At 36.7% G+C, this 21,307-nt stretch carries 22 protein-coding genes; 8 read left to right on the forward strand and 14 right to left on the reverse strand.

Translation table 11 applies throughout. The annotated features are described in order from the left end of the window. Positions 1-62 precede the first annotated feature (62 nt). Positions 63-2,165, reverse strand: coding sequence for an RNA degradosome polyphosphate kinase (locus tag BQ5321_RS16365; RefSeq protein WP_071395503.1), 2,103 nt, complete (start codon positions 2,163-2,165; stop codon positions 63-65). A gap of 118 nt (positions 2,166-2,283) precedes the next feature. Next, entirely contained in the window at positions 2,284-3,819 is a 1,536-nt protein-coding gene (locus tag BQ5321_RS16370; RefSeq protein ID WP_071396950.1) for a Ppx/GppA family phosphatase, read from the reverse strand. A gap of 163 nt (positions 3,820-3,982) precedes the next feature. On the opposite strand from BQ5321_RS16370, the gene BQ5321_RS16375 reads away from it, so the two are divergent. Next, positions 3,983-4,477, forward strand: coding sequence for a L,D-transpeptidase family protein (locus BQ5321_RS16375; protein WP_071395504.1), 495 nt, complete (start codon positions 3,983-3,985; stop codon positions 4,475-4,477). Between the two features lie 182 nt (positions 4,478-4,659). After that, positions 4,660-5,133 carry a YkyB family protein gene (locus BQ5321_RS16380; RefSeq protein WP_071395505.1) on the forward strand — a complete coding sequence of 158 codons (474 nt, stop codon included), beginning with the start codon at positions 4,660-4,662 and terminating at the stop codon, positions 5,131-5,133. A gap of 52 nt (positions 5,134-5,185) precedes the next feature. Here the strand turns inward: BQ5321_RS16380 and BQ5321_RS16385 are convergent, their stop codons facing one another. Together BQ5321_RS16385 and BQ5321_RS16390 are read right to left on the reverse strand one after the other, a co-directional pair. Beyond that, on the reverse strand, positions 5,186-6,091 hold the full coding sequence (locus BQ5321_RS16385) for a chemotaxis protein (RefSeq protein ID WP_071395506.1): 906 nt from the start codon (positions 6,089-6,091) through the stop codon (positions 5,186-5,188). 148 nt (positions 6,092-6,239) lie between these two features. Then, positions 6,240-6,770 carry an RDD family protein gene (locus BQ5321_RS16390; RefSeq protein ID WP_071395507.1) on the reverse strand — a complete coding sequence of 177 codons (531 nt, stop codon included), beginning with the start codon at positions 6,768-6,770 and terminating at the stop codon, positions 6,240-6,242. Between the two features lie 270 nt (positions 6,771-7,040). On the opposite strand from BQ5321_RS16390, the gene BQ5321_RS16395 reads away from it, so the two are divergent. Then, positions 7,041-8,195: an aminotransferase A gene (locus BQ5321_RS16395; RefSeq protein WP_071395508.1), complete on the forward strand. Its 1,155-nt coding sequence runs from the start codon at positions 7,041-7,043 to the stop codon at positions 8,193-8,195. A 36-nt stretch (positions 8,196-8,231) separates the two neighbouring features. Here BQ5321_RS16395 and BQ5321_RS16400 read toward each other — a convergent pair whose 3' ends face one another. The 6 genes from BQ5321_RS16400 to BQ5321_RS16425 form a co-directional block, all read right to left on the reverse strand. Continuing rightward, positions 8,232-8,414 carry a hypothetical protein gene (locus tag BQ5321_RS16400; RefSeq protein WP_071395509.1) on the reverse strand — a complete coding sequence of 61 codons (183 nt, stop codon included), beginning with the start codon at positions 8,412-8,414 and terminating at the stop codon, positions 8,232-8,234. A gap of 62 nt (positions 8,415-8,476) precedes the next feature. After that, positions 8,477-9,355, reverse strand: coding sequence for an NAD(P)-dependent oxidoreductase (locus BQ5321_RS16405; RefSeq protein WP_071395510.1), 879 nt, complete (start codon positions 9,353-9,355; stop codon positions 8,477-8,479). Positions 9,356-9,469: 114 nt separating this feature from the next. Continuing rightward, positions 9,470-9,916 (reverse strand): hypothetical protein, encoded by a 447-nt coding sequence (locus BQ5321_RS16410; RefSeq protein WP_071395511.1) that lies wholly within the window; start codon positions 9,914-9,916, stop codon positions 9,470-9,472. A 124-nt stretch (positions 9,917-10,040) separates the two neighbouring features. Continuing rightward, on the reverse strand, positions 10,041-11,756 hold the full coding sequence (gene ptsP, locus BQ5321_RS16415; protein WP_071395512.1) for a phosphoenolpyruvate--protein phosphotransferase: 1,716 nt from the start codon (positions 11,754-11,756) through the stop codon (positions 10,041-10,043). Then, positions 11,756-12,022: a phosphocarrier protein HPr gene (locus BQ5321_RS16420; protein WP_071395513.1), complete on the reverse strand. Its 267-nt coding sequence runs from the start codon at positions 12,020-12,022 to the stop codon at positions 11,756-11,758. The genes ptsP and BQ5321_RS16420 overlap by 1 nt, the downstream gene beginning before the upstream one ends. A gap of 362 nt (positions 12,023-12,384) precedes the next feature. Then, the gene (locus BQ5321_RS16425) at positions 12,385-12,606 is read right to left on the reverse strand and encodes a hypothetical protein (protein WP_139187818.1); all 222 of its coding nucleotides are present in this window, start codon (positions 12,604-12,606) and stop codon (positions 12,385-12,387) included. Positions 12,607-12,769: 163 nt separating this feature from the next. Between BQ5321_RS16425 and BQ5321_RS16430 the strand changes: the two genes are divergently transcribed. Next, on the forward strand, positions 12,770-12,958 hold the full coding sequence (locus BQ5321_RS16430; RefSeq protein ID WP_071395514.1) for a YkvS family protein: 189 nt from the start codon (positions 12,770-12,772) through the stop codon (positions 12,956-12,958). A gap of 156 nt (positions 12,959-13,114) precedes the next feature. On the opposite strand, the gene BQ5321_RS24715 is transcribed toward BQ5321_RS16430, so the two are convergent. Beyond that, positions 13,115-13,231: a DUF6254 family protein gene (locus tag BQ5321_RS24715; RefSeq protein ID WP_222705865.1), complete on the reverse strand. Its 117-nt coding sequence runs from the start codon at positions 13,229-13,231 to the stop codon at positions 13,115-13,117. A gap of 181 nt (positions 13,232-13,412) precedes the next feature. Here BQ5321_RS24715 and BQ5321_RS16435 point away from each other — a divergent pair, with 181 nt between their 5' ends. Beyond that, positions 13,413-14,024 (forward strand): CPBP family intramembrane glutamic endopeptidase, encoded by a 612-nt coding sequence (locus tag BQ5321_RS16435; RefSeq protein ID WP_234978421.1) that lies wholly within the window; start codon positions 13,413-13,415, stop codon positions 14,022-14,024. Positions 14,025-14,123: 99 nt separating this feature from the next. Continuing rightward, positions 14,124-14,837 (forward strand): hypothetical protein, encoded by a 714-nt coding sequence (locus BQ5321_RS16440; protein WP_071395515.1) that lies wholly within the window; start codon positions 14,124-14,126, stop codon positions 14,835-14,837. Positions 14,838-14,871: 34 nt separating this feature from the next. Here the strand turns inward: BQ5321_RS16440 and BQ5321_RS16445 are convergent, their stop codons facing one another. Further along, the gene (locus tag BQ5321_RS16445) at positions 14,872-15,921 is read right to left on the reverse strand and encodes a YkvI family membrane protein (RefSeq protein ID WP_071395516.1); all 1,050 of its coding nucleotides are present in this window, start codon (positions 15,919-15,921) and stop codon (positions 14,872-14,874) included. Between the two features lie 236 nt (positions 15,922-16,157). On the opposite strand from BQ5321_RS16445, the gene BQ5321_RS16450 reads away from it, so the two are divergent. Then, positions 16,158-18,296 (forward strand): ATP-dependent Clp protease ATP-binding subunit, encoded by a 2,139-nt coding sequence (locus BQ5321_RS16450; protein WP_071395517.1) that lies wholly within the window; start codon positions 16,158-16,160, stop codon positions 18,294-18,296. Between the two features lie 47 nt (positions 18,297-18,343). Here BQ5321_RS16450 and BQ5321_RS16455 read toward each other — a convergent pair whose 3' ends face one another. Beyond that, complete coding sequence (locus BQ5321_RS16455; protein ID WP_071395518.1) at positions 18,344-18,781, reverse strand: MarR family winged helix-turn-helix transcriptional regulator; 438 nt, start codon at positions 18,779-18,781, stop codon at positions 18,344-18,346. Positions 18,782-18,982: 201 nt separating this feature from the next. Between BQ5321_RS16455 and BQ5321_RS16460 the strand changes: the two genes are divergently transcribed. Further along, positions 18,983-20,488, forward strand: a complete 1,506-nt coding sequence (locus tag BQ5321_RS16460) for a PAS domain-containing sensor histidine kinase (protein ID WP_071395519.1) — start codon at positions 18,983-18,985, stop codon at positions 20,486-20,488. A 111-nt stretch (positions 20,489-20,599) separates the two neighbouring features. On the opposite strand, the gene BQ5321_RS16465 is transcribed toward BQ5321_RS16460, so the two are convergent. Continuing rightward, positions 20,600-21,115 carry a hemerythrin domain-containing protein gene (locus tag BQ5321_RS16465; protein ID WP_159433438.1) on the reverse strand — a complete coding sequence of 172 codons (516 nt, stop codon included), beginning with the start codon at positions 21,113-21,115 and terminating at the stop codon, positions 20,600-20,602. Positions 21,116-21,307: the final 192 nt, after the last annotated feature.

Genomic DNA, 21,307 nt, shown 5'->3' on the forward strand with positions numbered 1-21,307 from the left:
ACCCATAGAAAAGAGCAGCCTTTATTAGCTGCTCTTTTTGTCAAGGAGAATTATTTATTTAGCTACTCTTCTATGTCCTCTATGAACAATTTTGACTTTTCAATTAGAATTGCCTGACTATCAATTTCAGGTTCATTCTCCTTTTTTTGATTATAGTGATACACTCCCTCACGATCCTGTTCCCGCGCTTTCATATTGTCCGACAGTTGAAGTGAAAGGAGATCCTTTAATTTTAGTTTTAACTTTTCTTCAAAGATTGGGAATAGGATTTCCACTCTTTTTTCCATATTTCTTGTCATCATATCTGCAGACGATAAATAAATTTTTTCTTCACCATTATGAAAGAAGTAATATATTCTACTATGCTCTAAAAACCTTCCGACAATGCTGATGACCCTGATATTTTCACTAACCTTTTCAATTCCAGGCTTCAGACAACAGATTCCACGGATGATTAAATCGATTTTAACCCCTGCACAAGATGCCTCATACAATTTGATAATAATCTTTTTATCTGTTAATGAATTCATTTTCGCAATAATATGACCATTGTTAAATTTCTTGTGATAGTCTATTTCTTGATCAATAAGTTTTATAAATTCGCCTCTAATATTATGGGGCGCGACAACCAAATGATGGTAAACGGGTTTTTGTGTATATCCGCTTAAATAGTTAAAAAAATTCGTTGCATCAATGCCAAATTTCCTTTTAGTTGTGATATAGCCAAAATCCGTATATATCTTTGCTGTTTGATCGTTATAATTACCTGTACCAAGATGAATAAATCGCTCAATCATGCCATTTTTTCTTCGAACAACCATTGTAATCTTACTGTGTGTTTTTAAATGAGTCATTCCATAAATGACATGACATCCAGCTTTCTCCAGTTCCTTTGCCCACTGTACATTATTTTCCTCATCAAATCTCGCCTTTAATTCAACTAATACAGTTACCTGCTTGCCATTTTCTGCTGCCCGCTTTAATGCTTCAATGACAGGTGAATCTCCACTCACTCTATACAGTGTCTGTTTTATAGCCAATACGTTCGGGTCATCTGCAGCCTCTGAAACAAAATCAAGAATTGGCTGAAACGATTCATAAGGGTGATGTAGCAACATATCGTGATCCAAAGCATTTTGAAAAATATCTTTGCTACTATCAATTTCTAAAGAAGGAACTGGAATAAACGGTTCATAGATGAGGTCATCCCTCCGTGAAGCAAATACTTTATAAAAGGAGAACAAAAATGTTTTGTCCAATGGTCCTGATATATAATAGACATCCTCTTCTTCAATTTCAAGTTCATTGAGTAAATAGGCTAATATTTGTTCATCTAGATGTTCTTCCTTTATCTCTAAGCGGACTGCTGCACCCCATTTGCGTTTTTTCAATTCTTTTTCAATAACCTGAAGTAAGTCTCTAGCCCCTTCTTCATGAATTTCTAAATCGGCATTTCGCGTTATTCTAAATTGTGTCACAGAGAGAATTTGATAACCATTAAACAGCTTTGAGATAAAATAACAAATAATTTCTTCAAGTAGAACAAAACAAGTTGTCCCATCAATAAATGGTACTTCAATAAAACGCTCTAACAAGGATGGAACCTGTACAATCGCTAGCTGCTGTTTATTAACCTGTTCAGTCATATTTTCAATTTCAATAGAAACTGCGATATTAATACTTTTATTTAATAGCATTGGAAAAGGACGATAGGCGTCTACAGCCATGGGTGTTAAAACAGGAAAGATTTGCTCATCAAAATAAAGCTCTAGATATTTTTTTTGCGCTGCCGTTAATTCATCTACCTTTAATAAATGAATATTTTCTGCTTTTAACTCATCGAGAATTTGTTGTTGAAATGTCTGATCTTGTAGTTTTACTAGGTTATGGGCCCGTTCTGAAATTTTTTCCAGCTGCTGCTTAGGAGTCATACCAGCCTTATTTTCTGGTTTCATAAATCCCACTTTTACTTGATCCTTTAACCCTGCGACCCGAACCATAAAAAATTCATCCAAATTAGAACTGAATATGGCAGAAAATTTTATTCTCTCCAATAATGGATTTCTCTTATCTAGAACTTCTTGCAGCACACGCTCATTAAAAGCAAGCCAGCTGATTTCCCTGTTATTATAATTTGATGGATGATTAAAATGACTGTTATCCAATTAACCCACACCTTTTTTGCAATATTCTACATATATAATATATCAAAAAAATACTAACTTTTTGTTACATTATTGAAAATAAAGTTTTACTAGGAACAGGACTAAACCTTTATCAAGCTTATTTATTCTGAAAAAACTTCAGCGTTATTGTTTTTTCAAGCGCCTTTTCTAATTGGCGGATATGTTTTTCCGTTTCATACTGCTCCACAAACGGATTGCCCTTACAACTAATGACTAATTCAAATGTGTCAGCCGTACGTTTCTTAAGATGCATTTCCTCAACGATTCCTCGTTTCGAAGCATCTAATGCACAAGCCAGCTTAGCAATCGCACCTGCTAAGCGTATTTCTTCCATTTCCGTTTTCGTAAACCATTCCGTAAATGGAAGGTAGTATTGCTTTAATAATGTTTTATTTTTATACGAAGCAATATATGCTAGCTTCAAACGATCTTTATGTAAAAGCCCGTTAATTGATTGGTTAGCTAATAAATAAAAGGTATGCTGGCTACTTGAATCATCATCGATATATTGCCCAAGGTAATAGAGCTGCGCTCCTTTGTTAACGAAATTTCTTAAGGCAGCTTGGTTGTCAGAATGATAATCGGTGCCTATTTCGTCAAGTAAGCTCTCTGCCAGCCTAGCACGATGACGGGCATGTTTTATATCGACATCATAATCAATCAATAATTCCACCACACTGTCATGAATGATTTGATTAGTCGTCAATACTTCTTCACTCATCTCATTAGCACTCATTGAAATTCCATCTCTTAATCCCTTTTTGCTGAACATGAATGAATAGGACTGACTATATTCACATAGTCCGACAAACACTTCAAGTGCAGGAACGATGATATCCGCCCGATCCTTTGAAAGTCCCTCTACCCTTTCACGCTGTTCTATCGTAAGCTGGGCAAGATACATTTGGATTTTCTGTAAATCTGAATAGCACATCACATACTGATGAATCCCAGCAAGGGGATATTTCTTGAAATTTTGATCAATTTGGGCAATATTTCTAGCACTGCCACCAATTGCAATAACTGGAACCTGTAGATTTTTTAACCATGGCAGCTGTGCAAAAGAGGCTTGAATGAAATCAGCCAGATTTTTTCTTTCTTGACTGGTAATGGGATCGTTATGGATGAATTGTTTTTTCAAAGAAACAACACCAAACGGAAAACTATGGTAATGGATTAATTTCCTGTCTTGAAAAAAAGTAATCTCTGTACTTCCGCCCCCCATATCTATCGTGATTCCTGTATCTATTGGAGTAGAACGCGAAACAGCATAAAAACCAAAATATGCCTCCTCTGTTTCAGATAAAACCTTCATATCAAAGCCAGTTTGCTCTTTCACAAGCACTTGGATTTCCCTCTGATTTTTTGCTTGCCTCACTGTGGCAGTTGCTACACAATGGATTTCTATAACCTGATGAAAATGAAGAATCTCTTTAAAGCCTTGCAGTATATTTATTAAAAGGTTGATTCCTTCCTTTTGTAATTCATATTCCGGATTCAGGTATTGATTAAGTCTCGCAACTGTTTTTATATTTTCCTCTTCCTTATAGCTCCCACCTTGACCTTTTGAATAGATAACAAGCCGAATGGTATTGGACCCAATGTCAATCACTGCCCATTTTTTTTTCAGCATCCCTATTCTCCTTTCTTTAAATCCTGTTTCTGAATTCATACGCCTTTTCATCCATATATGTATAATAAACATAATCATGATAATTCTTAAAGAAAAAAGTCACTTTTGCTCGTTTGCTTCATAAGTATAACCATAACCCAAAATGGGCCGGGAGGAGTAAGCGATGCATCACATAGTAAAAAGGGGAGAAACTTTAGCTTCTATTTCAAAGGACTATCGTGTCTCCATTGCAGAAATCTTAAGAGCCAACCCTCATATTACTAATCAGAATATGATTTATATAAGTCAAGCCATCCAAATTCCTGGTTTGCCCAATCCAGAAAGCATTCCCTATCGGATTGTGATTTCCAGAAAAAACAAAACGTTACAGCTCTTTTTGAATAACAATCTAATCAAATCATATCCAATTGCAATTGGGAAAATGCTGACACAAACTCCGGTTGGTTCATTTGTCATAGTAAACCGTCAGCCTAATCCAGGGGGTCCATTTGGAGTCTTGTGGCTTAGCCTTTCAAAAGCAGGCTACGGCATCCACGGTACAAATAACCCCGCTTCCATTGGTCAGGCCGTATCTCAGGGCTGTGTTCGCATGCATAACCATGATGTACTTGATCTTGCCAAACAAGTACCTAATGGCACTACTGTGATGATTCATTAGAAATCAAGCCGTTTTTATCTATCCATTTCTGTATATTAAGCATAATTTTTCGAGAATTTATTTTCTTTTATGGTTAAAAGGGGTATAATAGACCATAATCACATAAATTCATTTTTCTTGACAATATAAAAAACTTATTAACTAGCTGCTCATTCCCAAAAAATTGGAAAGGAGACATCACATTGTCCACAAATAGGGATTTCTCATCAGAACCTCAATTAAATCCAACAATTAAAAACCTCGCACAAGCGATCTTCATTATAAATCGTCATGCTAAGACTGCCCCAAACCCAAAATTTTTATATAAACTTAAATATACTGCACTACACAAGCTGATTAAAGAAGGTAAAGCCAAGAAAGTCGGCCTACATTTTTCAAATAATCCAAAATATAGCCAGCAGCAATCAGATGTCTTGATAGCCTGTGAAAATTATACCTTTCACTTACCTCCGTCAAAGAGTGATTTTACCGAACTCCCTCACCTAGGGAAGTTGGACAAACAGGTTAGGAACCCAAAAGCCTCCCTTTCCTTAACGCAGGCAAAAAAAATTCTATGCTCTTACACTGGTTTAAAAGAAAATGAGCATCAGACCGTTCCGGCAAGAAAAAAATATAACAAACCGATTTTTAAAAAGCTTGGAGAAAGTTATTTTTAAACATTACTACAAAAAAACTTCCACTACTAACGAATGGAAGTTTTTTCTTTTCTTACAAGGCAAATTGATCGATTAGGAGGACTAATTCTGCAATTTCTGGTTTGCTGACTTGGGCATCGGCTCCAACAATTTGTCCTTTATGGCGCAGATCGTCCGTAATGAGTGAAGAAAAAATAATGACAGGTAGCTTCGATAAGTCACTATGTTCCTTAACCTTTTTCGTTAAATGATGACCATCCATTTGCGGCATTTCAATATCAGTAATAACGAGTTGAACCTCCCTTTCAATTGCTTTGCCGCTTTTCACAATACTTTCTAAATAAGCATAAGCATCCCTACCATTTTCAAAGAACTCAATGGAGTAGTAACCAGCTTCCTCTAACGTATCCTGGATCAGCTTACGCAGAAGCGGAGAATCCTCAGCAACCACTAAATGCTTGTTGGATCGTTCACGTTCGCCGAGCTTCTTCAATCTTTGTAAATTGATTCCAGTATTCGGATTAATCTCCACGACAATTTTCTCGAAATCTAAGAGAAGAATCATCTCTCCATATAGCTTGATCACGCCGATAATTTGACTTTCAGCGCCTTGATACATTTCCGAAGGCTTTTCAATTTGATCCCAGGAAATACGATGAATTTGCGATACACTGTGAACATGGAATACAATCTTCTGCTGATTAAATTCTGTAACAATAAATTTATCCTTTTCCGGTGTATCCGAAGGCGAAAATCCAATTGCTTTTGCTACATCAACAACAGGCAGAACCTCTCCCCTTAATTCGATAATCCCTTGAACATGCGGATGTGCATGCGGTACTTGCGTAACAGGTACCGGATTAATAATTTCTCTTACTTTTATCACGTTAATCCCAAATTTATTTGGCCCAATTCCAAATTCAACAATTTCCAGTTCATTTGTACCACTTTCGAGTAAAATCCCTTTATTTTTTTCCATTGCTGTCAACCTACCTATCACATTTTATTGAATTGATTATCTTAACTATAACATGCCCTTAAGTTATATTTGGATAATTTTTAGTGCTTTTTTCACAAAAAAATACATCTGATCGACTTCAGATGTATTTTTGTCAAACAATCAGATATTATTTTTTTACAACAATGGTTCCTGCAATTAAATCATGAAGACCCTGTTTTTTCTCAGTAAGGCCAACCATGATATAGCCGATGAAAAGGATCCCGGATAGAAAGGACATCGCCAAATATCTTCCGAGTCCACGCCAAAATGAAATCCGCTCTCCTCTAAGATTTGTTACCTTTAGCCCAAGCATCTTCTTTCCAATAGTGGCCTGCCACTTTGATGCATGTAACCCAGCAAAATAGGCTACAGCAACACATATGCTCACTATCGATGTTACAAAAATGGAGCCTAAATAGGTAGCTAAAAAGGATAGCGCTTCGTCATCTGTCATCGCTGTATCCATATATTCCGGATCAGCCATAATTAAATACGTGATATCAGAAGTTCCAAAGAAAAATACCAAGATAAGAATCGAAATGATACTCAATGGAATGCCAACAATAATGGAATCAATTAAATAGGCTGCTAGACGAAGCCAAAATCCTCCGTATTCCTTGTTTTCTTCATAAGAATAGACTTCATTAGTTGTCTCCATCTATTCCCCCCCTTTTTTTTACTAGTTTGTTAACTAGACCTCATACGCTAGAGAAAAATGGGCCATGATTCCAGCTCTATCGCTAACCATATGCCCTTTCTCTATCTTCTATAACCAATTAGTCCATTTCATTATAACATTTAATTCAATTCACGCTTTCCATTGTCTAACATTTGTTAAGCTTTCTAAGAATGGCTTAGTTTTCATTCTGCACTATTTAATCTAAGCTTCAATTAAGTTACAATAAATTTAAGTTTAGGAGGTAAAACAGTGGAACATTTAATTAATAAGAAAGTAAAAGAGATTGAAATTTCTGGTATTCGAAAGTTCTTCAACATGGTGGCCGGAACAGAAGGAATGATTTCATTAACCATTGGCCAGCCTGATTTTCCTACCCCTCACCATGTAAAGGAGGCTGGGAAAAAAGCGATTGATGAGGACTTTACTACCTATACTCATAATGCAGGCGATATTGAGCTTCGGAAGGCTGCTAGTCAATATATGAAAGAAAAGTATCATTTAGATTACAAGGCAGACTCGGAAGTAATTGTCACAGCAGGTGCAAGCGAAGCGATTGATATTACCTTTCGTACAATACTAGATGAAGCAACTGAAGTAATTATTCCAGGACCAGTCTACCCAGGCTATGAACCAATCATTAAGCTTTGTGGTGCAAAGCCAATATACGTAGATATTAGAAAAAACGGCTTTCGTTTTACAGCAGAAGTAATAGAATCCTACATAACCGATCAAACGAGATGTATTGTTCTGCCATATCCATCTAATCCAACCGGGGTTAGCTTAAGCAAACAAGAATTAATGAAGATAGCAGACCTGATTGCAGATAAAGATATATTTTTGTTAGCTGATGAAATCTACAGTGAACTCGTATATGACCAGCCCCATGTATCCATTGCCAGTTTTTCACGAGATAAAACGATTGTCATTAATGGATTATCGAAATCACACTCTATGACTGGATGGAGAATCGGCCTATTATTCGCACCGGAAAATATTGCTAAACACATCCTAAAGGTACATCAATACAATGTTACTTGCGCAACTTCAATCTCTCAAAAGGCCGCACTAACAGCCTTAACAGATGGTAAAAATGATGCCTTGCCAATGAAAGAGGCTTATCTGGAGCGGAGAAATTATGTTTATGAACGCTTACGCGAAATGGGACTTGAAGTACAAAAGCCTGACGGCGCCTTTTATTTTTTCGTCAAGCTTCCAACTGAAAAGGTTTCTTCTTTTGATTTCTGTCTTCAGCTAGTTAAGGAGGAAAAAGTGGCCGTTGTACCTGGCAGTGCTTTTTCCAGCTATGGAGAAGGATATTTCAGACTATCCTTTGCTTGTTCCATGCAAACACTTGAAGAGGGGTTAAACAGAATCGAGAACTTCATTAAAAAAATGCAGGCATAATGCCTGCACTTTTTTACCTCAGATAAATCCAGATTTTTACAAACCGCCTTTATATTTACCCTGATTTTTTGAAGCTTTTTCCTTTTTCGCTTTATCTTTATGAATCTTATTTGTATCAGTACTGCCAAATTCATGAGCAAATTCCTGGTTTAAGACCGCTGAATCAAAGCCCTTTTTATTTTTTTGCTGTGGATCATTTTTCTTATTTCGTTTTGCCATTATCATTCCTCCTTGTATCATACAGAATTAGTGTGATACGGAGGGATTTTCTTTATGCAAATTTAATCCTGCCAATATTTATAAAGGGCTTGTGTTCCACTATCTTCCTCACCACGCTGCGCAAGTGAGTCATACATACTTTTCGCTAAAGATAGTCCGGGAGTCTCCATTCCCATTGCATCAGCTTCTGCCAGTGCTATTTTCATATCTTTTATGAAATGCTTAATGTAAAAGCCAGGCATAAAATTGCCGTTAATCATCCTTGGTGCCAAATTTGACAGAGACCAGCTTCCCGCCGCTCCGAAAGAAATACTGGTTAACACCTTTTCCGGATTTAGACCGGCCTTTTCGGCATAAACCATCGCTTCACAGACCCCTATCATATTTGTGGCAATCGCTATTTGATTACACATCTTTGTATGCTGCCCAGCACCTGCTTTTCCTTGATAGACAATATTAGAACCTAGAAGCTTGAAAAGCGGTTCTAATTCGTCGTACACATCTCTGTCTCCACCAACCATGATAGAGAGCCTTGCTTCTTTTGCACCTACATCTCCTCCGGATACAGGAGCATCGACAGCAAAGAGCTCCCTTTCCTTTGCCGCTTGGTATATTTGCTCTGCTAATGTTGGTGTAGACGTGGTCATATCAATGACATATGTATGAGGTTTTGCATGAGCAACAATTCCGTCTTCCCCTAAATAAACCTCTTCTACATCCTTTGGATAACCTACAATGGTAAAAACAACGTTGGCCCTTTCAGCTATTTCCTTTGGTGATGAGGCCCACGCAGCTCCATTTTCTATCAATTCAGTTGCCTTATCCCTTGTTCGATTATAAACGATAACAGGGTATCCAGCCTTTAACAGATGTCCTGCCATACTTCTTCCCATTACCCCTGTACCAATAAATCCAATTCGTGTATTTTCTGGTGTCAGCATTCTATTCTCTCCTTCCATTCAAACCCTATATCTATTGTATCATCGCTGCTTTCAGGAAAGGAATAGTTCTTATTCTTAGAAGGACCATTTCCACTTGTAGAAGTGAAAATAAAGTTATAGTTGGGTAGCAAAACGAGTTAAAAAGGTTTGTGCGATAACTTTATCTTTACTGATGATTTCAACAGAGATTGCCTTTTGATCTGTAATCATTTTTTCTATATCAAAGACGTGTAAATCCATCATCAACGGCATTGGTTCCATATAGATAAAGGATTCTTTACTTTCTGATACATTTAAGGCTTTTCCAGCAAATACTTCCTTTGAACCGTATAAAATTTCCTTTTGACCTAGCGCCGCTGCCAGCTGTTCATCGTGAATACTCACTTTTACTCTATACATTGTTTCATCTGTAAATACCTTTTCATTAATTTTAAAACGAAACTGGAGCTCGTTTTTGTTTGTTAATAATACCTCAGCATGACGATTCAGAATGGAGGGCTCATGCTTGACAGAGCAGCCAGCTGCTAAAAGATAAAAGCCAATAAGTAAGATGGAATACATTTTTTTGCACACCTAAATCACTCCCTATTACCACCATAACCCAAAGACTTAGAGACTAAACCCTCTTAATGAAGAAAAAACCGGCTGGAAGTACCAGCCGGTTGGTGTATTCGTAATAAAAGGATTATTTTTCAACGGCTGCCGTAACAGCCTCAATTACTTCGTTTGTTGTGCTCATTTGCAATGCTTTCTGTGCAAGTTCTTCCATTTCCTTCTTAGAAAGGCGAAGGATTTGTGAACGAGCTTTTAGAATGGAGGTTGCACTCATGGAGAACTCATCAAGTCCTAAGCCTAGTAATAACGGAATAGCTGTTTCATCCCCAGCCATTTCCCCACACATTCCAGCCCATTTACCTTCCTTATGAGCTGCATCAATAACCATTTTAACTAATCTTAATATAGCTGGGCTATATGGCTGATAGAGGTAAGATACCCGCTCATTCATTCGATCGGCTGCCATAGTGTATTGGATTAAATCATTTGTACCAATACTAAAGAAATCTACTTCTTTTGCAAACTGATCGGCCATTACAGCTGTTGAAGGAATTTCAACCATAATGCCAAGCTCGATTTGATCTGATACAGCAGTACCTTCACTAACAAGCTTTTGCTTTTCTTCCTCCAAAATGGATTTAGCTTCCCTGAATTCATCCAAATTCGCAATCATCGGGAACATTATTTTCAGATTTCCATAAGAGCTTGCTCTCAATAATGCACGCAGTTGTGTTCTGAAGATGCCCTGTTCTTCCAGGCAAAGACGGATTGCTCGGAACCCAAGGAATGGATTCATTTCCTTTGGTAAATCTAGATATGGCAGCTCTTTATCGCCACCAATATCAAGCGTTCTCACAACTACTGGTTTACCCTTCATCCCTTCGAGAACAGCCTTATACGATTCAAACTGTTCCTCCTCGGATGGAAGCTCCGTTCTTCCCATATATAAGAATTCCGTACGATACAGGCCAATTCCTTCACCGCCATTATTAATAACACCCTCTAAATCATTAGGTGTTCCAATATTTGCGGCAAGTTCCACATGCTCACCATCTGCAGAAACGGTTTTTTCATGTAACAGTTTAGCCCACTCAGCTTTTTGTTCCTCGTAACGAATTTGTTCTTGTTTATATTGGTCAATTAATTCCTCGCTTGGATTAATGTGAACCTCACCTTTAAGTCCATCAACAATGATGATGTCTCCGTTTTGGATATCCTTCGTTGCTGTTTTTGTACCAACTACAGCCGGTATTTCCATAGAACGAGCCATTATGGCTGAATGTGAAGTACGTCCGCCGATATTAGTTGTAAAGGCTTTTACGTATTTACGATTCAGTTGGGCTGTATCTGATGGTGTTAAATCTTCAGCAACAACGATTGTTTCCTCCGCTATCATACTTGGATTGACAATCTCGACTCCTAGTAAATGCGATAGAATACGCTTTCTAACGTCGCGGATATCGGCAGCTCTTTCCTTCATGTATTCATTATCCATTTGTTCAAACATAGAGATAAACATATCCGTAACTTCTTTTAACGCATACTCAGCATTTACTTTTTCTGATTTAATTTTATCTTCAATTGGAGTCAGCAATTCTGGGTCATTCGCAATAAGTAAGTGTGCCTCAAAAATGGCAGCTTTATCTGCTCCAAGTTCTACATTTGCTTTTTCACGAATTGCCTCAAGCTCTGCCTTTGATGTTGCAATGGCATCCTGTAATCGTTTAATCTCTTGAACCTCATCTGTAATAACCTTCTTTTCAAAAGAAAGATCCGGCTCAACTAAACGATAGGCCTTTGCAATCGCAATTCCACTTGAAGCAGCAATACCTTTTAAGTAATTCATTATTCCGCCAACTCCTCTTTATGTAACGTTTCTACTATCGAACTTAATGCTATTTCCTCGTCTTTGCCGTCCACAGTAATGGTTATGTCTGCTCCTTTTCCAATCCCTAAAGACATAACACCCATAATGGATTTTAAATTAACCTTTTTCCCTTTATATTCAAGATGGATTTCTGAATTAAATTTGCCTGCAGTCTGTACCAGCATAGTAGCTGGACGCGCATGTATCCCTGATTCAGCAATCACTTTAAATTGTTTCTCTAACATTTAAGATCGAACTCCTTCTTAAAAAAATTATTTAAGATGTCAGGGCAAACGGTAAATTTACTATTTTAGGATAGAAGAGATAGTAAAATTCATTCTAGCTTTCATGCAAATAATAACTAGTAAATCTCTTATTTATTATTTATTATCAAAAAGATTTTACTCGTGTTAAATTGTGTATTCCCTATCAAGATATTATCTAATAATACTGAACATCTCATTCAGTAGGATAGCATGTTCTCCATTACCGTGAAAGCTTTTTGATACATGTTCTAATTTTCAATTATTAAACCGCTTACATACAGTAAACCTTGTGGTAGCCCAGCTAAACCACCTTTATTTTGTCTTCTTGTGCAGAAGGAAAATCAGCTTCTTGGCTCTTTTAAATAATGAAAAAGAACATCACCGCCTCGTTGGGCAATTCCACGAAAATGTCTAAAATCCTCTCGTTTGACAAGCACTTGGCGGAAATTGAGAAATTCAGCTTTCTTCACCATATACTCCGTTAGCACTCCATTTTTTAGATCCTCTAAAATTTTTTGGGTCTCTTCTGCATTCACTTCTCCATCACTCCATTTTATTACCATAGTATTATTTTTCCAAAAGATTATAGCCGGCTATGTAAATATAGATTATCATAGTGATTTTACTCGATACAATCCATTCATTACAGGATAAAAAACCTTTACGAATAATAAAAAGTAAGGCAAAATAGGTAGTAAATTCGTAAGTGAAGGAGAGATAACGATTTTGAGAATAGCAGAGGTTGGCAATATCATTGAATTCAAAGAAGGTTTACAGGGGATTGTTGAAAAAGTAAATGAAAATTCTGTAATTGTTGACTTAACGTACATGAAGAACTTTCGTAACCTCGAATTAGATGCAAGAACAGTTGTAAATCATAAGAACTATAAAATTATTAAAGAATCAATAATCTGAGGTGTCAATTTTCATTTTCTGAAAATGAAAATGTTTTCATTGTATTCGTCTATCCATTTTTCACTTAATCCTCCAGCTACCCTTCATAGCAGGAGGATTAACACGAATGAACCAGGGACAAGCAAAGCTTGCCTGTCCTCAGTAGGTACGGACCAATTATGTTTCCTTTCCTTCATTAGCTAGTTCCTTAAATGTTTTTACTTTCCCATGTGGATTTTGATCTTGCTTTCTTACAGTCCATGCTCTTTCTTTCTCTCGTTTTGCCCTCGTCATTTGATTTCTCCTTATCCTTTATTCAACAACTTAGTACGCTGTTGTTACTACTATCATTAACTTTTCGAATCGTTTTTATTAATATAGCTAAACATAAAAAAACTTCTCTTCATCCCCTTTTCTACCCACACCTCGTTATTTTTGGTAAAATAATGGGTGTCTATAAGAAAGGAGCTTTGAAGTGAGAAAATTCCCTATTGATTACCGGATTTTATTCGGCTTAATCATCGCCCACTTTTTTATGTATATAACATTTCAAGACAAAGCCATATTTTGGTATATGTTTACAGCCACGATGTTAATACTAATGAGCTATTCCATTTTGCATGAGAAATCAGATCAACAGGCATCCTTTTTCATGTACAGCATTTACGGCATCCTTTCTGGTATGCTTCTATTTGCCCTTTTTTGGATAGGCCATTTCTTGATTCAATTTTTTCAGTTACCATTCAAACAGGAAATTTCCAAACTTTATACAAGCTTTGCTCCAAAGGAGATCTGGCACTATATAGTCCTTTTACTTTTTATTGTTCCAGGGGAAGAACTATTTTGGCGAGGCTTTATCCAAAAAAGACTGTCTAAATTTTTAAATATTAGGTATAGCATTTTGGTTGCTGCTTTACTTTATGCTTCAGTCCAAATCTATTCAGGTTTTATTATCCATGCTATTGCTGCCCTTATTGCAGGATTATTTTGGGGAGCTCTGTATGCATGGAAAAAAAGTCTGTCATTAGTCATCGTTTCTCATTTAACCTTTGACGTTCTGCTTTTTATTCTTTTACCATTCCGTTAAAAGATAAATTAAGGTAACATGAGTCTGTAACACTGTATCCAGTGGAAAAGGTAAAATAGAATCCACTTAGGAACTACATACTTTGGGAGGTACATACATATGCAACGATTCATGAGATTTTTTATGATAATAGGAATACTTTCTCTATTATTAACTGCTTGTGGAACAAGCTCTGGTACAGAAAATACAAGTAAGTCAGCGAACCAGGCTGAAACAACAGAACAGACGAGTAAGGAATCTGATGCAAGTAGTAATCATGACATAGAAGAAGAGGCTGAAGACACAAAGGAGCCGTCTCAAAAAAATGGAACTGAAGAAAAGAAAGAAGGAGAGTCGAAGGTTCAGCGTCCAAATGAACAGCCACTATCCTATACTTTAAATGGAGAAGCAAAAGAGGAAACAGCACGTTTAACACAAAGTGATAATCAAGAATTCTCACTATACCTCCTTCCTGACTATCAATTAACTGGTGAGGAGCCTAATAAAGACTCCCTTTTTCTAAAAGAAAATGATTATGTATTTATGAGAATTGAAGTATTACCGCTTGATACAGATGTAAAGACGTTAAAAGAGAATACAACTGCACAGCTTAAAGCTGTCAGCGATGATATTAAAGTGATTGATCCCTCTATTGATGAATTTAAGAATGCAACAGCTCTTGAAGCATCAAAGGATGGAGAAATTGTGACTGCCCTCATAATTAATCAGAAGGAAGCAATTGTTAAGCTGACATTATTTACAACAGAGCAAGCAGACCACCGTGACGCTCTTCTGCAAATGGCCAAAACAATTAAAGCTAGTGCAAAAGAATAGCCACACCAAAAAATGAGGATGTTATAGAGCATCCTCATTTTTTGGTGTCCTCATGTTCAGGTTTCATCCATAATAAAATGATAAACAATAAGCTGACATAACCAAATAATGGATATAAATAAGATAGTAAACGGCTGTACTCTATGAGACTTAATAAATAGGCGACAATAAAAATCCCCGAGACAATGACCAGCTTAGGAAACGGTAAATAATGCATTAATTGTTTTTCTAATCCAAAAACATTCCCAATTACAGATGTAAATATTTCACCATATATGATTAGGACAAAAATCCAATGAAGCCCCGGAATTAGATTTTTCATAATAATGGCCATTGGAATTTCATAGGAAGAAAAATTCGGAAGCATAATCAATGTAAAGTGACTCGCAATAAGGATTGCGGTTAACGCTGCACCACCTAGGATTCCTCCCCATTTTATCGTTCGTTCATCCTTTACTTCATTAGCTACAGGGACTAGCACTGCTTGTGCCAGCGCTAGGTTTAAAGCTGTATATAAAAAGGGAGAAGCTACCGCTGACCAGCCATCCTTTACATATGGAATATATAATAATTGCTCCAAAAAGTTTGGCGTACGTAAAGAAAATACCATTAATATGAAACTAAATAAGATCATCAAAGGGACAACAAAGGTATTAACAGCAAACAAGCCTTTAATTCCTACTATCATGACTATAATGGATAAGCCAATCGTTATCACGACGCCAAGCCATTTGGGTAAACCAAGCTGTTCATCAAAAACCGCACCCGCACCTGAGAGCATCACGGCCGTTACCCCTAACAGCATAAGTAATAGTAATAAATTAATAACCTTTGCTAACGTTTTTCCAAACAAATATTCATTAAATTCTTCATAGGACACCGCGTTAATTCGAGCAGAAATGATCATTAACTTAGAACCTAAAAAGATGAGAATATAACCTGACATTAACATTCCGATAAAGCCTATAAAACCAAATCTAGAGAAAAACTCAACAATTTCTCTTCCTGTTGCAAAGCCGGCTCCTACCACTGTTCCTACATAAACAGCGGCAATCTGGACAGCGGCTCCCCAATTTGTTTTCAAATGTCTCCCTCCCTTCCTTCACTATATGATGAAACGGACAAACTATGACGAGCATTTTAAAAAACGCAAACAGAGGCGATAGTCTTGTTAGGATGAATCCTTCCCGCGTTATGACAAGCAAATAGACAAAAAACTACATTTTTGTGCAAACCTCTTGAAAGTCAAAAAAGGTCAGAGTATAATCAAATTACAAAAGGTCAAATATAGTCAAAGTCAAATTTGAAAGGAGAATGTTTATGCTTTGTCAAAATTGTCACGAGCGGATGGCTAATATCAATATGAGACTTGTCTGGAACGGGAAGGAAAAGCAATTGCATCTCTGTCAGACCTGCTATGAAGCGCAAAAACAAAAGTTAACGGCCTTCGGACCTATCAATGGATTTAACGGATTTAATGACATGCCAATAGAAGAACTATTCCAAAATCTAAAACAGAATTCAGTTCAAAATGATCAAGCCTTCCATGCTAATCACAGTCATCATCATTCAGGCGGCTTTCTTGACCAATTTGGTCGTCATTTAAATCAAATGGCGAAGGCCGGGTTAATTGACCCTGTAATTGGACGTGATGAAGAAATTGCCCGAGTGATTGAAATCTTAAATCGTCGCAATAAAAATAACCCAGTACTCATTGGCGAGCCAGGAGTAGGTAAAACAGCTATTGCTGAGGGTCTTGCCTTAAAGATTGAAGCTGGCATTGTTCCTGCTAAATTAAAGAACAAACAGGTCTATCTATTAGACGTGGCTTCATTAGTAGCTAATACTGGTATTCGTGGTCAATTTGAAGAAAGAATGAAGCAATTAATTAGCGAACTACAAAAACGGAAAAACATTATTTTATTTATTGATGAAATTCATTTACTTGTAGGAGCAGGTTCTGCAGAAGGCTCAATGGATGCTGGAAATATTTTAAAACCAGCTTTAGCACGTGGAGAGCTGCAGGTAGTTGGCGCAACCACCCTTAAAGAATATCGTCAAATTGAAAAAGATGCTGCGCTTGAACGCAGATTTCAGCCTGTTCAAGTTGCTGAACCAAGCTTAGAAGCAGCATTAAAAATTCTCACTGGCCTACAGTCTAAATATGAAGCTTTTCATCATGTAACCTATACAAAGGAAGCACTTCATGCTTGTGTTAACCTATCACATCGCTATATACAGGATCGGTTCCTACCAGATAAAGCGATTGACCTCCTAGACGAAGCAGGCTCAAAAATGAATCTGACTTCAAGCTACGCATCAACAGAGGAGATTGAAAAACGGCTAAAGGAAATTGTTCAAGAAAAAGAGGCTGTATTGAAAGCAGAGGAATATGAAAAAGCTGCCAAGCTTCGTGAGGAAGAAAAACAATTGGAGTTAGCTTTAAACACATCAGGAGAACAAGAGCGCCCAATTGTAGATGTACAGCATATACAAGAAATTATCGAAAAGAAAACAGGAATCCCCATTGGGAAATTACATGCTGATGAGCAGATTAGAATGAAGGAATTTCAGAAAAACTTAGCATCTAAGGTTATTGGTCAAGAGGAAGCAGTTGATAAGGTATCAAAAGCCATCAGACGCAGCCGGGCAGGGCTAAAATCAAAGCACCGTCCAATTGGCTCTTTCCTATTTGTTGGCCCGACTGGTGTCGGTAAAACCGAACTGTCTAAAACATTGGCGGAGGAATTGTTTGGAACAAAGGACGCGATGATTAGACTTGATATGAGCGAATACATGGAAAAACACAGTGTTGCCAAAATTATCGGTTCTCCTCCTGGCTATGTGGGTCATGAGGAAGCAGGACAGCTCACTGAAAAGGTGCGCCGTAATCCTTACTGTATTATTCTGTTAGACGAAATTGAAAAGGCACATCCTGATGTACTTCATATGTTCCTCCAAATTCTTGAAGATGGCCGTTTAACAGACAGCCAAGGTAGAACTGTCAGCTTCAAGGAATCTGTCATTATTATGACAAGTAATGCCGGTGTCGGTGACAGAAGAATTGAGGTCGGCTTCGAAAAGAATAGTATCGAAAAAGAGTCCAATATCCTGCATTCACTTGGAAACTATTTCAAACCAGAATTTTTAAACCGTTTTGACAGTATCATTGAATTCAAATCATTGGAAAAAGTACATCTTCTAAAAATTATTGAGCTGATGCTTGCCGAATTAAATGAAACCTTAAAGGAACAGCAATATACCTTAACCGTAACAAGGGAAGTAAAAGAGAAACTTGTTGAACTTGGCTATAATAAGACCTTTGGTGCTCGACCTTTAAGACGTGTCATTCAAGAAAAGTTAGAAGATAATATTGCTGACTATATCTTTGAAAACGGTCAAGCATCCTCACTAATCGCCGTTCTAGACAATGATCAAATTATGATTAAAGAACAATAATCAGTAAGAAAGGAGTCACATTTGTGACTCCTTTCTTACTTGTTCTATTAATACTCTTTTAAAGAAAGTCCAATTTTTTTCATTAAATCTATCGCTGTCTCTTGCTCTTCACTAGATAGAACGGACATTATTCTTTCTATTTCATTTCTATGTGAAGGAAATACCTGCTCGATCAGTTTTTTTCCGCTTTCTGTAATTTGGGCAAATGTAACCCGTCTATCCTCTGCACAGGCAATTCGGGTAATATAGCCTTTTTTTTCAAGTTTATCGATAACGTATGTCATGCTTCCGCTTGCCAATAATATCTTTCCGCCAATTTGCTGTAATGGCTGGTCTCCTTTATGATATAACAATTCTAAGACAGCAAATTCAGTAGGGTTTAACCCATAACGTTGAATTCTTTTGTTTACTTGTTCATTTACTGCTCGATATGCGCGTGATAGAACTATAAATAGCTTTAATGATTGATCGTTTTCAATCCCCATAGCTTAACCAATCCTTTATGATTAATAAAAATATAGCTGAATAAATATTCAACTCCTTAAAATTCAATTATATGAAACAATATATTTTATGTCAATTTGCTCTAGTCACCAATTAGAAAAGTATAACTATTCTTTACCATATCGATGCTTTTATATTATTTTGGTATAATAATATTAGTATCAAGTTTGGAGCCATAGCCGATGAAAAACAGAAGTATTGTAACTCTATTATACATTATGATTGTAATGCTACCGGTCTTAAGTATGAGCTTTTTTTATTCAAAAGAATTAAAGCAAAAAGACGAAGCAGAGCGAATTGATCATGCTAAATGGGTAGCAAATATACATGAGGAGCATTGGAACACTTTAATTAGTGAATCAGTAACGATCATGGATATGCTTTCAGTCACTGCAGCATCCATTCAAGAGTATCCCAACCAATTGGATGCTATTCTTTATAAGGCAAACCAGTCAGACCCTCGTTATGGTGGTATATATTTATTAGATGCAATGGGGAATGTAATCGCCGGTAATACCCTATTATTATCAGAACAAAATTTAGCTGCCCAGCCTTACATCCAAGAGGTGATTGCTTCGAAGGATACCATTATTTCAGACCAAAATGAAATATTAACAAACGGGCAGAATGTGGTTGGTATTGCCAAACCTGTACTAAGCGATAATCAAAAACTGCTTTTTATTATCGTTGCTTACTTGAAGGTTGGCTACATCCAAAATGTAACGGAAATGTTAACCCCTGAGGACCAATTCTTTATCACAAATTCAGATAATAAAAAAATTATGCGCGTAATTGGCAATGAAAGTATTAGCATGACAGATAAATATTATTCCCTTCCAATTGAAAGAATTCCCTGGGAGATTCATGTTGTGATTCAGGAGGCTAATAAGCAGCTACTTCGTTGGAAAATGATAAATTTCGCCTTAATGATTTTAGTAATATGCCATATCGTGTACCTTTTAACCTACTACCTTCTAAAGCGAAGACAAGTCATCAAGCAAAAAAAGGAAAATGACCTTCACAAGCTCGAATTAGTTGGAACATTTGCGGCAAGTATTGCCCATGAAATACGAAATCCATTAACAGGAATAAAAGGACTTGTCCAATTATTAAGTGAAAAATACACATCAGAAAAAGACCTGACTTATTTTTCCGTAATAAACCAGGAGATTAATCGGATTAATGAAATTGTGAGCGAGTTTTTAGTTCTTGGAAAACCCTCCGTCATTAAGACGGAATCCACCAAAATAAACGAAATTCTAACAGAATTAGTACCGTTAATTGATTATGAAGCAAAACGATATCATCATGAATGTAAATTTCTGATACCAGACAATCCCATTTTTGTTCATTGTTCTAAGGACCAAATGAAACAGGTCTTGTTAAATATTTGTAAAAATGCAATTGAATCCATGCAAACAAGAGGACAGTTGACCATAAACCTTCAGTTAAAAAATAACGCATGTCAGCTTCTAATTTCTGATACGGGAATGGGCATTTCTGCTAAAGAGATGAAAAAAATATTTAAACCTTTTTATACTTCAAAAGAGACCGGCACAGGCCTCGGACTTGTTGTCTGTAAAAGAATCATTGATTCCTTTGGGGGAGAAATCACCTTTGATAGCAAAGTAAATAAAGGAACTACGGTTACAATATCTCTACCCGTAAGCGAAGCAACTCCCGATTGAATTAATGCAAAATGAGGGTAGAGACTTAAATCTTGTGCACCTAACAAGAAAATAAAAAATAGCCGAAGGGTGTGAACACACCCTTCGGCTATTTTTTAATCATGATGAACACTACATAGATAGTTTCTCGAATAATTCTTCTTTTTCAGTATCGCTAAATAGTCTTTCTCCCATCGGAAATAACACATTTTCCTCTTTCATAAAATGCGAGTTTAAAAGCGAATGGGCCTCTTTAACCAGCGTAGCATGTGATACCATTTCCACATCGCTCAATAATAAAGCGGCCTTTGCTAGAAAGGCTTGAATTAATCCTTTAGCCTGCTCATGCTCATACTCCATTACGGCAATAGGTCCACCGTTTTTTCCAATAAAGGTCTCTAGCATCGGGAAAAGAATCGTCTCTTCTTTTTCCGAATGGGCTTCAAGAGCCTTAAAAAAGACCACAACATTCTCAGTTAAGGCAGTAAAAACTTTCGCCTTCTCCACTTGATTCTCTAGGTGATGAACCATTTGAAGCAATTCGTCTAACTGCTCCCTTAAAGCATCATGGTCAGCAAGTAGCTTTACGAAGCCTTCACTATACTTCACTGGATCATTCCCCATCATAGAACTCATACAGCCTTCCATTTCTATTACCCCTTTCATGGTTTAAAAATTTTCCTCTTTTTTATTGTAATTACACTATAAACAATCCTTTCAACTGCTGTAGTGATGGTTATCACAATATAAATATCATGTAGATCAAACCATTGCTCATATTCTTTTATATGTCGAAACATTTTTTAAGTAAAAAAAATGTCTAATATTGCGATTCTATTT

The organism is Bacillus tuaregi (assembly GCF_900104575.1).
GTDB classification, from domain to species: domain Bacteria; phylum Bacillota; class Bacilli; order Bacillales; family Cytobacillaceae; genus Bacillus_BD; species Bacillus_BD tuaregi.

What these genes read in the sequence shown, in the direction of transcription:
- BQ5321_RS16440 (WP_071395515.1), top strand. Translation starts at nt 14,124, where the DNA reads ATGCAACGATTCATGAGATTTTTTATGATAATAGGAATACTTTCTCTA.
- BQ5321_RS16400 (WP_071395509.1), bottom strand. Translation starts at nt 8,414, where the DNA reads ATGGCAAAACGAAATAAGAAAAATGATCCACAGCAAAAAAATAAAAAG.
- BQ5321_RS16460 (WP_071395519.1), top strand. Translation starts at nt 18,983, where the DNA reads ATGAAAAACAGAAGTATTGTAACTCTATTATACATTATGATTGTAATG.
- BQ5321_RS16405 (WP_071395510.1), bottom strand. Translation starts at nt 9,355, where the DNA reads ATGCTGACACCAGAAAATACACGAATTGGATTTATTGGTACAGGGGTA.
- BQ5321_RS16450 (WP_071395517.1), top strand. Translation starts at nt 16,158, where the DNA reads ATGCTTTGTCAAAATTGTCACGAGCGGATGGCTAATATCAATATGAGA.
- BQ5321_RS16425 (WP_139187818.1), bottom strand. Translation starts at nt 12,606, where the DNA reads ATGGTAATAAAATGGAGTGATGGAGAAGTGAATGCAGAAGAGACCCAA.
- BQ5321_RS16385 (WP_071395506.1), bottom strand. Translation starts at nt 6,091, where the DNA reads ATGGAAAAAAATAAAGGGATTTTACTCGAAAGTGGTACAAATGAACTG.
- ptsP (WP_071395512.1), bottom strand. Translation starts at nt 11,756, where the DNA reads ATGAATTACTTAAAAGGTATTGCTGCTTCAAGTGGAATTGCGATTGCA.
- BQ5321_RS16455 (WP_071395518.1), bottom strand. Translation starts at nt 18,781, where the DNA reads ATGGGGATTGAAAACGATCAATCATTAAAGCTATTTATAGTTCTATCA.
- BQ5321_RS16465 (WP_159433438.1), bottom strand. Translation starts at nt 21,115, where the DNA reads ATGGAAGGCTGTATGAGTTCTATGATGGGGAATGATCCAGTGAAGTAT.
- BQ5321_RS16410 (WP_071395511.1), bottom strand. Translation starts at nt 9,916, where the DNA reads ATGTATTCCATCTTACTTATTGGCTTTTATCTTTTAGCAGCTGGCTGC.
- BQ5321_RS16420 (WP_071395513.1), bottom strand. Translation starts at nt 12,022, where the DNA reads ATGTTAGAGAAACAATTTAAAGTGATTGCTGAATCAGGGATACATGCG.
- BQ5321_RS16370 (WP_071396950.1), bottom strand. Translation starts at nt 3,819, where the DNA reads ATGCTGAAAAAAAAATGGGCAGTGATTGACATTGGGTCCAATACCATT.
- BQ5321_RS24715 (WP_222705865.1), bottom strand. Translation starts at nt 13,231, where the DNA reads ATGACGAGGGCAAAACGAGAGAAAGAAAGAGCATGGACTGTAAGAAAG.
- BQ5321_RS16390 (WP_071395507.1), bottom strand. Translation starts at nt 6,770, where the DNA reads ATGGAGACAACTAATGAAGTCTATTCTTATGAAGAAAACAAGGAATAC.
- BQ5321_RS16375 (WP_071395504.1), top strand. Translation starts at nt 3,983, where the DNA reads ATGCATCACATAGTAAAAAGGGGAGAAACTTTAGCTTCTATTTCAAAG.